This window comes from Maridesulfovibrio sp., from assembly GCF_965230075.1.
GTDB lineage: Bacteria > Desulfobacterota > Desulfovibrionia > Desulfovibrionales > Desulfovibrionaceae > Maridesulfovibrio.
This window is the reverse complement of the sequence record NZ_OZ245945.1, coordinates 775,502-788,670: the sequence shown is the minus strand read 5'-3', so window position 1 is coordinate 788,670 and position 13,169 is coordinate 775,502. Positions and strand designations below refer to the sequence as shown.

Annotated in this window: 9 protein-coding genes and 1 tRNA gene; 7 read left to right on the top strand and 3 right to left on the bottom strand. The window is 48.1% G+C overall.

From position 1 onward, the window contains the following. Positions 1–44: 44 nt before the first annotated feature. Positions 45–1,031, bottom strand: coding sequence for a phospholipase D family protein (locus tag ACO05Z_RS03440; protein WP_421900526.1), 987 nt, complete (start codon positions 1,029–1,031; stop codon positions 45–47). A gap of 223 nt (positions 1,032–1,254) precedes the next feature. Here ACO05Z_RS03440 and ACO05Z_RS03435 point away from each other — a divergent pair, with 223 nt between their 5' ends. Together ACO05Z_RS03435 and ACO05Z_RS03430 are read left to right on the top strand one after the other, a co-directional pair. Next, positions 1,255–2,781 (top strand): KAP family P-loop NTPase fold protein, encoded by a 1,527-nt coding sequence (locus ACO05Z_RS03435; RefSeq protein WP_421900524.1) that lies wholly within the window; start codon positions 1,255–1,257, stop codon positions 2,779–2,781. Positions 2,782–3,350: 569 nt separating this feature from the next. Further along, entirely contained in the window at positions 3,351–4,916 is a 1,566-nt protein-coding gene (locus ACO05Z_RS03430; RefSeq protein ID WP_421900522.1) for a DEAD/DEAH box helicase, read from the top strand. 189 nt (positions 4,917–5,105) lie between these two features. On the opposite strand, the gene ACO05Z_RS03425 is transcribed toward ACO05Z_RS03430, so the two are convergent. Next, positions 5,106–7,571, bottom strand: a complete 2,466-nt coding sequence (locus ACO05Z_RS03425) for a cytochrome ubiquinol oxidase subunit I (protein WP_421900520.1) — start codon at positions 7,569–7,571, stop codon at positions 5,106–5,108. A 2-nt stretch (positions 7,572–7,573) separates the two neighbouring features. Further along, a complete protein-coding gene (locus ACO05Z_RS03420) occupies positions 7,574–8,614 on the bottom strand; it encodes a hypothetical protein (protein WP_421900518.1) in 1,041 nt (346 codons plus the stop codon). A 192-nt stretch (positions 8,615–8,806) separates the two neighbouring features. Here ACO05Z_RS03420 and ACO05Z_RS03415 point away from each other — a divergent pair. The 5 genes from ACO05Z_RS03415 to ACO05Z_RS03395 all read left to right on the top strand — a co-directional run bounded on the left by ACO05Z_RS03415 (position 8,807) and on the right by ACO05Z_RS03395 (position 13,169). Further along, a tRNA-Leu gene (locus tag ACO05Z_RS03415) sits at positions 8,807–8,893 on the top strand. 337 nt (positions 8,894–9,230) lie between these two features. Next, positions 9,231–10,427 (top strand): quaternary amine ABC transporter ATP-binding protein, encoded by a 1,197-nt coding sequence (locus ACO05Z_RS03410; RefSeq protein WP_421900516.1) that lies wholly within the window; start codon positions 9,231–9,233, stop codon positions 10,425–10,427. Positions 10,428–10,447: 20 nt separating this feature from the next. Further along, a complete protein-coding gene (locus tag ACO05Z_RS03405) occupies positions 10,448–11,458 on the top strand; it encodes an ABC transporter substrate-binding protein (protein ID WP_421900514.1) in 1,011 nt (336 codons plus the stop codon). A gap of 22 nt (positions 11,459–11,480) precedes the next feature. After that, on the top strand, positions 11,481–12,338 hold the full coding sequence (locus ACO05Z_RS03400) for an ABC transporter permease (protein WP_421900512.1): 858 nt from the start codon (positions 11,481–11,483) through the stop codon (positions 12,336–12,338). Positions 12,339–12,506: 168 nt separating this feature from the next. Next, a complete protein-coding gene (locus ACO05Z_RS03395; RefSeq protein WP_421900510.1) occupies positions 12,507–13,169 on the top strand; it encodes a hypothetical protein in 663 nt (220 codons plus the stop codon).

The window sequence follows — 13,169 nt, the reverse complement described above, 5'->3', positions numbered from 1 at the left end:
ACAGGAGTTGCGGCTTTTTTGCGTTCTATAGTTTTGCTTTAAAATCAGGAAACCATCTTTTTCCAGTCAGCCATGAACTGCTTGAACACCGGGAATGTGTCCTTCATGTAATAGACGCCATCCCCACCGATAAATGTGCTCAAATATTTTTCAGAGCCGATCAGTTCCTTAAAGGCGCGAATGACATTCGGAGTAAGCTCAAATGGAGGTTCAACCGGTTCCCTGTCTGAACGCATTACCGCGACAGTTGTATAATCATATTCTTCATTTTCAATATAGACTGCATTTTCAAACAACTCATCAATGAACAGCCAGTGCGGCTTCACCTGCATATTTGGACGGTTGTTTGCGGTAACTTTCCAGCAGAGAACCCACTTTCCTTTCCTGATCTTATCCCCGGCAGCAAAATGCATTTCATCATCGATAAGGCTTTCATAGTTCTCTATGTCGCCACGATATTCAACGTTGTCGCAATCACCATACCACGCAATATAAAAATCAGTTTCACTCAGCACTGCGTAATCAAGAAGTTCCTCGCCGTCCTCCTCGATTTCCTCAGTCCCTCTGCTCCTCTCGCGCTCACGCCAGATATTGTAAAGATCAGAAAGAGCCTGTTTTTTCATTTCCTCGGCCGGATATTTCTCCAAGGCCATCTGCTTGATTTCAGAAAAATAGGAGCCGAGATTTTCAATCTCCCGCAGATCAGTAATTTCAACAGCAGCTTCTTCCAGTCCCGTTTCCGCGATTCCATTGCGGCTTAAATTTGAGCTTCCAAGAATGGCGGACTGGTCGCCAATGTAAAATTTGCAATGCAGATTATCCAGAAAGTGCACATTCTCCCATGAAAGACAATCCACAAGAGACTGAATCCCCTTTGGATTTGATCCTTCAGTAGGAGAAACCACGACTTCTTTCACCTTCTCTTTGTCGATAAATTTCTCCCAGTCCAACCCCACATACGCAACAGCGATCCTCTCAGGCTCGCAACGCTCAATCGCTCCGCGTATCTCGCCAGTTTTCAACAGTTTCATATAGCCTCCAAACTGTTAAGAGTCCTGCCGGGAATTTAAGTGAGAGGGAATTTAATTTCAATAGAATTTTGTGGGAAGTGGGTTGGTAGGTAATTGGGGGGGGGGAAGCTGATTTCTTGTAACCGCTCACTTTCAGCTTCCCTCTTGATTTAGGGGTCATAAACTGAGAATAGGTAAATTGTTCAAAATACCCACTCAACCTAGCTATATACCGAGATTCAAAATGTTCTACCGCCCTCCAGAATTTATCATTGATCCAGACGATCCATTTGCAAACGACAAGCTCAAACGTGAGCCGCACATAAAGAATCTTACCAAGCTAATGAAGAATTCTGAAACTCCTTTAGTCATGACAGTAAGTGCTTCGTGGGGAAGTGGGAAGACTTCTTTTATCAAGATGTGGGAAGCATACTTACGTTTAGATGATGGAGGCGGGCACAGCTGTATTCGTTTTGATGCGTGGCAGCATGATTTTAATAAGGAACCGCTTTTGGCAATCATGGGTGAGTTGGGGGAATTTATTAACGACAATAAATCTCGATTTGAAAAGATTAAAGACTCATTCGATAGAGCTGTAGCTGAATTACCCGACTTACTTCAAGCAATGGCTGGGATACTTACTATAGCTTCTTTTGCTAACCCATTCGCAACAGCTCCAGCAATTGCGTGTGCAACTCTCGGCAACGCTACAGGAAAAATAAAAAATTACGCTAAGAAAGGGCACTCAACACTAAAGAAACAGCTCGAAGATTTTAAAAAAAATATCCAAGCCGTCATAGACACCATTACTAACAACGGAAAAACGCCACTATATTTCTTCGTAGATGAACTGGACAGATGTGAACCACACTACGCGATTAAATTACTTGAGGCCTTGAAGCACTTCTTTGATTTAAACGGAATAATTTTTGTGCTGGCAATTGACCGTGAAAGGTTGGCTGGGATTGTTGAGAAGCGATACGGTAAGGGAGTGGATGATCTTGGATATTTGAAAAGATTTGTTGATATTAACTATACTATCCCTGAACCGCCTTATGAGGAGTTTATTGAGTATGTTGCCTTTGATACACTAAAACTAGATCAACACCCAATAACTAAAGGAGACATGAAAGACTATTTTCTCGATGCTTCAGTTATGCTGGCAGAAGAACTTGATATGAAAGCGAGGGATATTGAGAAAATTTTTATGAGAGGATACCCTATTCTAATTAAAAATTTTGACATCTCAAATGAATTTAATTTTGATGAACAGGACAAAGAAATACTAACAAAAGACAAAGCTATCTTTTACACAAAAAACCAATACTACATAGACAAACTTTTATACAAAAGCATTTGTAACTACTTCATTACTCCTCTGACTGTCTTATTCTTATGCGAAAAAGGCTTCACTAGCCTTAAGAAACTAAATGAATGTCCAACCATAGAAAACAAAGCATTTGTCCACCTTAACTTAATTAGAGGAGAAACAACTAACAGTTCTTACAACATAAACAAATGGCCAAAATCAACTAACAGAACTTCGCCAGAGAATGCGTCAACCCCTTCGCATGCAGACGAACTCATTTCAAAGAGTATCGCAAATCATAAAAACAAAATTAAATTTATAAACTTCATATTTGAGTCAATAAAACATTACAGTTCTCGACACATAGAAGACCTTTCAAGCATTGAAAATAATACAAATCCCAACTTCTATGCTGACATTGACTTTTCATACTTCGACTTAGACCCAAGAAAAAACCCTTGACCCAACACCAATTCGGTGCTTAAAGCTCCTCGCGTCCGTCCATATCCGGTTGTTTTGGGTCCCAAGAGACCCAAGTTTTTAATTGCAAGGGCAGTGTACCTGTTTCGTACATCGTCCTTATGTGACGATTCCCCTGAAACCTAATTAGAAGATTGGGACCAGTTATGCAGGCAGTTCGCCTTGCTGTTTCAGGAGAAAGTACGATCTGCCCTTGATGAGTTTTACCCCTCCTTAAGTAGATCGAGATAACCGGACGGTCCCTCCAAAAATACCGGACATTTATTACGGTAGCTAGAAGCCTCCCCTGCATTTAAGGGGCTGGCATTGCTTTGTTTTTCACCCCCATTTCCGCAAGACCGGAACATCCCCGGATCAGGCCGCGCGTGCGGTTTGCTGATTCGTGTTGCTGTACTTTTGCCAGTGATAACAAACGACCCGATTTAATAAATCCGGCCCAGCTGAAACGGGAATTAACACGCGCCCAGTTGAGAACTGAGACGCGCTCATGTTTTATTGCCCTTTTAAATACAACTTTTATTTTCACTACATTTTAGAGAGATACATACATCATGGAAAAATTTAGAAACCTCGGCCTTTCCGATGCCATTATTGAAGCACTTGAAAAAAAAGGCTTCACCGCGCCCACCCCTATTCAGGAAAAGACAATCCCCATGCTCCTTTCCGGCGAGAAGGACATCGTAGGTCAGGCCCAGACCGGTACCGGTAAGACCGCTGCTTTCGGCCTGCCCATCATTGAGAATGTCCGCGAAGGCGCAGGACACGTTCAGGCTATCGTCCTGACCCCCACCCGCGAACTGGCTATGCAGGTTGCGGATGAAATCATTTCTTTCCGCGGCAAGCGCAAAGTTTTCGTAGCCACTGTCTACGGTGGACAGCCCATGCTTCCGCAGCTGAAAGCACTCAAACGCGGTGCGGACATCGTTGTCGGTACTCCCGGCCGTGTTCTGGACCATATCCGCAGAAAGACCCTCGACCTTTCCAAAATCAACAACTTCGTACTCGATGAAGCTGACGAAATGTGCAACATGGGCTTCCTTGAAGAAGTTTCCGAGATCATGGAAAATGCTGGCGAAGATCGCCGCACCCTGCTTTTCTCCGCTACCATGCCCCGCGAAGTAATGAACATCGCCAAGAAATTCATGGGCGATTACGACGTGGTTTCTGTAAAGCGTGAAAAAGACGAAGCTCCGCTGACCGAACTCATTTTCCACGAAGTGAACGAGCGTGACCGCTTTGAAGCACTCTGCCGTGTTGTTGATGCCCAGCCCGAATTCTACGGTCTGGTCTTCTGCCGCACCCGTGCTGATGCCGACCGCGTAGCCGGAACCCTTGCTGAGCGCGGCTACCCTGCCGAGCCCATCCACGGTGACCTTTCTCAGGCCCGCCGCGAAGATATCCTCATGCGTTTCCGTAAACGCCGCTGTAAAATCCTCGTGGCTACCGACGTTGCTGCCCGTGGTATCGACGTTCCCGATCTTTCCCACGTTGTTAACTTTGCCCTGCCGCAGGACCCGCAGAGCTTCGTTCACCGCGTAGGCCGTACCGGTCGTGCAGGTAAAAAAGGTGTTGCTGTAACCCTGATTTCCCCCCGCGAATTCGGTAAACTGCGCTACATCACCAAAGTGACCAAGCTCCGTGTAGACAAAAAACCCCTGCCGACCATTGATCAGGTTATCGATGTGAAGAAATCCCGCATGGGCGCTGAACTGAGCGAGATTGTTGAAGCAGGTAAACATCTTTCCTACCTCGACCTCGCCCACGAACTGCTAGAAGGTGTTGATCCCATCGAAGCTGTTGCAGCACTGCTTAAGCATTCTCAGGGCAGCGTTCTGGATAAGCGCAGCTACCGCAAGATCGAAGAATGCGGCGGCCCCGGTGCTAACCGTGGTCGTGTACGTTTCACCGCTCACATCGGCCGCGCACACGGCATGACCCCGCGCAAACTGGTAGACATGATCTGCCGCCGTGCACGCATCAACCCCGTGCGCATCCAGCACGTGAAGATTCAGGGACGCCAGTCCACCTTCACCGTGCCCGCAGGTGATTCCGATAACGTAATGCGCGCAGTAAACAGGGCTTCCAAGAACGAAAGACCTTTGCTTAGAAGAGGCTAATTTGCCTCCGGCGGCCCTTCGGGGACCAAAGAACCTTTTTGGAAAAAGGCTCTCTGGACTCTCCCAAAACTTTTAGTAGGGCTTCGCCGCTTTGCATAATAAATTGCCATTAATAAAGGCCGTAATATCTTTCGAGATATTACGACCTTTTTATTTATGTATCCTTTCTGAGCTTTATGCGAAGCTTTCTTACTCTTCTAACCCCATTCCGGGATGGTGGGCTGGGTAATCCATTTCATCCTCGTGGCAGACCGTACAGGTCCCGGCTGCCCCTATGGGCTGTGCTTCACCCATGTATTGCAACGCACGCAGATTATCGCGCTCGTTGGCTGCCGGGAAGATAGCGTGCGGCGCATTATGGCAGGCCGCGCACATCACCGCATCCATTTCATCCTTGCGGTTGCGGAACAGCCCCGCGCTGTCCTCGGTCCAATCGTTGTATGCAGTGTCATATTCGGGATCACCGAACTCAGTATGACAAGTCAGGCAGTCAGGCTGCTGCACCCACGGCTTACGTGGATCAAGCTCTCCAAAATCAAGCTCAGGCGGCATAATCAGCTTGATAAGCTTCTTGGCAACAGGCTTATCCTCTTCAGCCTTGAGGAGCGCAAGAGCATGGTAAGCCATATCGCCATGGCAACTTACACACTCTAATCCGGCATCCGAATGCATACCGCGCAGGCTTTCCTGCGGATGACACATCATGCAGGTTTCATTTGATTCATCACGCAGATAAACAGCGTGGAATCCATGCAGAGCGGTGGAAAGTTCAAGCTGCATCTCGCCATCATGGCAGCCCATGCAGTCAAGAATCTCGCCTTCCTTAATACGCTGCTTAAAGTTGGTGTTGTTATCCCGGTCATGAATCGTAGCGATATCCGCAGCAGTCCGGGCAGAGAAACCGCCCTGTTCAGGAATATCCCAACCACCGCCGTGACAGTTGTTGCAGCCCGGACGAGTTGAGACCGGAAGCACAATAGTCGTACTGGCGATGACATTTCCATCCGCATCAAGAGCCTGAACATCAACAGGAGGCAGAGGCTGATAGGCCTCCTTGGTATACGGAAGCACTTCAATTGGACCGGACTGAAAATAACCGTCCTCAGCCTCAAGTTCAAATGTCTCGTCCATACCTTGCGGCTTGCAGACGATCTTTACATCGTCGGTGATAATTTCTGGAGAATCACCTCGCATGATGAGCTGGGCGCGAACTATGCTTCCCTTATCGGAAATGGACATGGCGCGATCTTTATCAATGATCAGCCGCAATCCCTCCAAGGGCCAAGCCATAAGCGCGTATTCCTGATCTGCTTCAAAAGGAGCAGGGGCAAGTTCGGTCAATTCAGGCTCCGGCAAGGCCGGATCATAGCCCGAACCCACGGAATGGATATATTCCGCAAGGACTTTGCGCTCTTCAGCAGTGCCGATAAATTCAGGCATATATTTGTTAATTTTGCCCATGCCGGAGATAAATGCAGCAATACCTTCAGCGGTATAACTTGCTGTGCGGGGCACAATGTCATTCAGGGGACCGTTAATGGCGTGACAGGGTCCACATTCCATCTGATAGAGCCACGATCCGGCTTTAAGCCTGTTCTCGTCGGTAATCTCACGCAAATCCTGTGGTACCCATTTGGCATTTTGCAGGATTGATTCACCATGCAGCTCTTTAGCCTGCGCCACTGTGATGTTGGTAGAATAAACCTCATCCCAGACAACGTAAGGCTTTCGGCCAGCCTCGCGCATAAACTCGAAGGAGCCATAGAACATCAAGGAAACTACCAGCAGAACCATTGCCGAACTAAAGTTCACCCGGCGCGGTGCACAGATAGCCATGAACAGCCCACCGAAAAGGAGGACCGGGGCGGTATACTTAAAGACTTTCATGAAATAAGCCACGCGGTGGGACTTATGAACTACCTGCATAGCCTGCTCGGCAGGAATAGCGCTAAGGTACCAATAACCGGAAAATATGGTCAAAACCAATCCGGTCAGGGTCCAGATTCCGCAGAAACGGACCAGCATACAACGCAGATCTTTATCCTTAATGCGAGCAGCAGTCACAAAACCGAACAGTCCGGCCAGCATGCCGCAAAGCGCGGTACGGAAAAAGAGAGCAGGCCAAAAGGTGGGGTTAAATATAGCATCCCAGAAACTGCGCGTCTCTACCCACACTCCGGGAGTGAGCATGAAGGAAACCACGCCATTGATTGTGAACAGGGAAAGAAAAGCAAAGATAAAGTAGAACCAGCCGATAACCAAATGGTCACGGCGGTTCATCTTGTCCCAATAGTAATAGTAGATAAGCAGGGCAACGATCTCACCCACAAACCAGACCCATTCCGTGGCCCATGCAAAAAGGAATTCGCGGACCAGAACAAGGGTCCCCTGCGGACTGAGCAAGGCCATGGTGAACCAGAGCGCCACCCCGGTTCCGCCGCCGAAAACCATAGTCAGCAACAGGAAAAATTTGGAATGTTTTTTTACGTAATCGAGCAGTTCGCTTGATTCTGTCCTGTAGGCCAGCTTCTCCGTGACCACCAGAAACAGCCCGCCGCCGACCGCAAACTGGGCCACGAAAACATGGATGGTTGCGATCACTGCAATCCAGAACCCGCCGCCGAAAGTAGTTAAATGCCAGATTGGATATTCCATCATTAACTCCTTTCAGCCTTGAGCATGAGCTTCAGCATGTAGACGACGCAGAATCCACCTGCGATAAGCGAGACAACAAAAAGTATGAAAGGTGACCACTGACCTGACACAGGAGCGGTATCAAGGGTGAAGTAAGGTTCAAGGTATTTCTGGCGTACAAGATGGCGCATAATCGCCATAACCGGGACGATGAATACCGTTGCTGCTGTGCCCCAGTAAACATTCTTGGTAAATCCGGCATGAAGCATGGCGAAAGTTGCGATCAGCCCGACACAGAGCAGCACCGTGGCCAGCATGTCCCCGCCCATAAAGATAAGCATGACATCCTTGGGCAAAGCGACCAGAAACCATAGCCCCATAAGCACATTCACCAATGTTGAACGGGAAAACCATTTCATACCTGTATCAACGAAACCTGAATCACCTTTGCGTTTGCCCACAAGAGCCACGAAAAGCCCGCCCACAGCCAGAGCGGAAATAGCAAAATGCATGAACCGCGGGTAAAGAACCGGATCACTCAAATTAAGGATAAATCCATGCGGATCAGTGAAATATTCGGGCCACACTTCCGGGCGCAGCATCAGGGTCATTTTATTGGAAAGCATGAACCCGATGTATACAATCGCAGCCAGCACTGCGGCCATGGTCAGCCTGCGGCCTGAGACACCCAGACGTTCATAACGGTAATTATGGAAATATAATCCATAATAACCGCTGATCAGGGCTGCAATTACCGCCAGCCAGAACACAGCCATCAGGATGGATGAAACATAGCTGAACTGACCGTAAACCGCCTGCAGAAATAAAAGCGGAGGAACTCCGGCATTAATTGCCAAGGCCAGCACTGTCGGAAGTTTCTTGGAAATATTTCTGGAGATTGCTGTTCCTCCGGAAAGGGAATGAACAAAGACGATGGCCGCTCCCCCGAAAACTGCATTCATAAGCAACAGATGAACGGAAAAGGTGATGATTGAAAGAGTAACCGGCCAGATTGGATGAACAGAGATACCAATAGCGGCCGGAACCAGTACGGACGGGTCCATGAATTTCCCCCTTATTAAATTTCTAGCTCGGACTTCTATAACAGGAGAAAACAGGCTCTACAATTAGAAAACCTATACTTTTTGAGTGACACAATTTCTGCCGGAAACAACCTTATTACAATTTATTTACGATTTAACAAAAAAAGTTCTTGCCAAAGCAAGTCGAAATCAATAAACACTTTTCTACCGAGTGCCGAAGTGGTGGAATTGGTAGACACGCTAGGTTCAGGGTCTAGTGGAGGTTTCTCCGTGGAAGTTCGAGTCTTCTCTTCGGCACCACTCGTAAATAAAGAAAGCCGCAACGAAAGTTGCGGCTTTTTTCGTTTTTATCCCATTTATCTCTTTTTTCTGCTCAAACTGCATTTTTCAATACAATACCAGCATACGCGCAATGCATTTTAAGAATTATACAGCAAAAAACATGTTGTATTTTTTATTTTTTTATTCATTATCAAATCTAACTACTCCACACATTCTCGCAACGTCAAAAACAGTAAAAACAACAGAGCGAAATACATCAGCAATACTATATCAAGCTAATTTGACATATACTTTCCTTATGTTACCCTTTTGCCTTCTTTGTAAATTCAAACAAGGCCTACGGGCATCTTATTAAATGAAAAAATTAGTTGTCGAGAACGTTACAAAAATATTCGGAGCAAATCCGCAGAAGGGTTTAAAATTAGTCCGCGAAGGACTGGATAAAGAAACGATTTTCAATCAGACAGGACTTAGCGTTGGAGTCAATCAGGCTTCTTTCTCCGCCAATGAAGGAGAACTGCTGGTAATCATGGGTCTTTCCGGCAGCGGAAAGTCCACACTGGTACGCTGCATCAACCGCCTCATTGAGCCGACAGACGGCAGAATACTTGTGGACGGTGTAGACGTCACCTCGCTGGACGCCGCAGAAATGCGCGAGCTGAGCCAGAAAAAGCTGGGCATGGTCTTCCAGAACTTCGCCCTCCTGCCCCACAAGACCATTTATGAAAATGTCGAATTCGGTCTGGACCTGATGGGCAAACCAGCTGCCGAGAAACGGAAAGTTTCTGAAAAAATGCTGGCTCAGGTAGGGCTTGAAGGCTGGGGCGACAGTTATCCCTCACAATTATCCGGCGGTATGCAGCAGCGTGTAGGTCTGGCAAGAGCCCTTGCCCTTGACCCGGACATCCTGCTCATGGACGAAGCTTTCTCCGCTCTTGACCCGCTCATCCGCCGCGACATGCAGGATGAACTTATCAAGCTCCAAAAGCGGATGCACAAAACCATCATCTTCATCAGCCACGACCTCGACGAAGCCTTGAAACTGGGTGACCGCATCGTACTCATGAAAGACGGCGTGATCGTCCAGACCGGCACCCCTGAAGAAATTCTCACCGAACCGGCCAACGACTATGTCAGACGTTTTGTAGAAGATGTGGACGCCACCAAGGTGCTCACAGCTGAAAATGTCATGAAAAAAGCTGAAGCTGTAGTCTATGTAGCAGCAGACGGGCCGCGCGCCGCCCTGCGCAAAATGCGCAAGAACAGTATTTCATCCATTTTTGCTCTCGACTCAAACGACCACGTGCTCGGAATTGTCCATGCAGCTGACGCGGCAAAAGCAGTTGAGACCGGAAACAAGAAGCTTGAAGACATAATTAAACCTGCCCGCAGCGTCTCTGCCGAGACTCCTGCGCTGGAACTATATCCCATGAGGTCCGAATCCGGATGGCCCCTTGCCGTAATCGACGATAACGATGAGTTTATCGGCGTTGTGGTCAGCGGCAACCTGATTGCTGCGGTAGCCGAATACGGACCGGACCCGTCAATTTAATATTTTTGGAGGAATTTGTTATGAATAAGATTAAATCCCATACAATGCTTTGGGTTGCAGGTTTTGTTTTTGCCGCAATCATCAGCATTATGCCCGTAAACTCTGCACAGGCAACCGAGCAGCCGGTCATTTTCGCCGACCTCAACTGGGACAGCATCCAGATCCACAACCGCATTGCCGGCTTCATCATTGAACACGGATACGGAACCGACGTTGAATACACTCCTGCCGGAACCGCTATTGCCTATGAAGCGATCATGCGTGGAGACATGGATGTGGACATGGAATCATGGACATCCAACTCCCAGCACCTTTATGACAAAGGCATCAAAGCCGGAACTCTCTTTGACCTCGGCCCGAACTTCAAGGACGCCCGTGAAGGGTTGATGGTTCCCACCTACATGATCAAGGGTGATCCCAAGCGCGGCATCAAGCCCATGACACCGGAACTCAAAACCGTCGCCGACCTCGCCAAATATCCTGAGTATTTTGCAGACCCCGAAGATCCTTCCATGGGACTCATCTACTCCGGCGTAACCGGATGGACCGCAACCCAGAAGACCGAGCAGAAACTTACCAACTACGGTCTGGATGACAAATATAACTTCCTCGCTCCCGGTTCCGATGCCGCACTGGCCGGTTCCATGGTTTCCGCATACAAGCGCGGCAAAGGCTGGGTCGGTTATTACTGGGGCCCCACCTGGGTAATGGGCATGATCGATATGACTTTTCTTGAAGAAGCACCTTATGATGCGAAAGTATGGAACGATACCAGACTCTGCGCATATCCCAACTCCGATGTTAACATTCTCGTCGGTAAATCCCTGATGGAACGTGCTCCCAAAATCATTGAAATGTTCAAGAAATATGAAACCACCATGGCCATAACCAACGAGTGTCTCGCCTACATGAAAAATGAAAAGGCAAGCCTTGAAGAGGTTGCCGAATGGTTCCTTAAGAACAATGAAGATGTCTGGACAAAATGGGTTCCCGCTGACAAAGCAGCCACAATCAAGGCCGCATTGAATTAAAACATAACAACTGGATTTTATAATGTATAAGTTTCCAAAGGCTCTGGAAATACCACTGGCAGACTGGGTAAACACAGGCATGGCATGGGTCATGGATAACTGGGGAGCATTCTTTGATGCCCTAGGCCATGTTCTCTTGCAAATGCTTATTGCTTTGCAGCAGTTCTTCCTTATGATCCCGTGGTTTGTAATCATAATCGGTGTCGGTGTTGCCGGCTGGTGGCTGCTCGGCAACTGGAAACGAGGACTGGGCATGTCGGCCATGCTCTTTATCATCGGCTGCTTCGGATACTGGAAGCTGACCATGATGACTCTGGCACTGGTCACCGGAGCGGTTGTCATATCCCTTGCCGTAGGTATTCCCGTGGGAATATGGATGGCACGGAGTGACCGCGTGGAGACCATCATCAAACCGATCCTCGATGCCATGCAGACCATGCCGAGCTTTGTTTACCTTATCCCGGTAATGATGCTCTTCGGCCTTGGAAAGGTTCCCGCGCTCTTCGCGACCATCATATACTCCATGCCGCCGATTATCCGCCTGACCAACGTCGGAATCCGCGAGGTTCCCAAAGACGTTATCGAAGCGGCCCGGGCCTTTGGTGCAACCCCCATGCAGACCTTGTTCAAGGTGCAGCTTCCTCTGGCAAGGCCGACCATTGTTGTGGGTATCAACCAGACAACCATGATGGCTCTGGCAATGGTTGTTGTGGCCTCCATGATTGGGGCTAAGGGATTGGGCATGGAAGTGCTGGTTGCCATTAACCGCATTGATATCGGTATGGGCTTTGAAGCGGGCCTCTCTATTGTGTTTCTGGCGATTATTATTGACCGGTTGACCCACGCCATGGCAGTGCGCAATACCCACGACGCCAAGTAATTCCAGTTAAATTAGCAAAATTAAAAAAGCCGCAGCATCTTATGATGTTGCGGCTTTTTTAATTTTCTGCCCCAAGAATTTCTCTTGCAGATTCCGTTTCCTTTTCTAATGGAAAAATCCCTTCAACTAAGTATACTGAAGTCCTAACCTAAAAATGGAGAAAGCAAGATGAAAAATTCCCCTTCTCGTATGATAGTAATTTCCCTGTTGACTGTAGCATGCCTGCTTCTTCAGGCCTCGGCAGTGCTGGCTTTCAGCCTGAATGACCTGTCCTCCTCTGCTGAAACAGCCAAAAGTGCGGCAGAAGGTGCAAGCCTGCTTGACCGGGCAAAGAACGTCTATACCGGATTTTACGATTCCACAGAAAACCTCGTCGATGCGCAGACCACAACCATGAGCCTGCTCAATCCTGACGAAGGAGCCGCCCTGACCTCAAAACTCGGTAACATCGGTTCCGGTTCAACTTTTACCAGACTTGCCAAACTGGTCGGCTTTTCCGAAAGCATGGATTCCGGCACAACCGATTCTTCCCTGACCTCAAAACTGACCAAGATCATCACCACCCCCGGCAGCTTTGAAAAGGCCAAAAAAGTCTACGATCATGCATCCACCGCCTACACCTCCGGCAACAATTCTGTAAGCGAGGCCAAGACCCTGTACAAGGAAATCAAGACCTTCATTGCCTCACCTTCAGCCAAGGGGCTCAGTGAAACCCTGCTTTCCGGGCTAGGCGAGTATTCCGATAAGATTCTGCCCTTCATCATTGAACACGGTCCGGCACGAGTAAAAACCGCCGCCCATATCGCCGATGCTTTTAAAGGATTCCTCTAA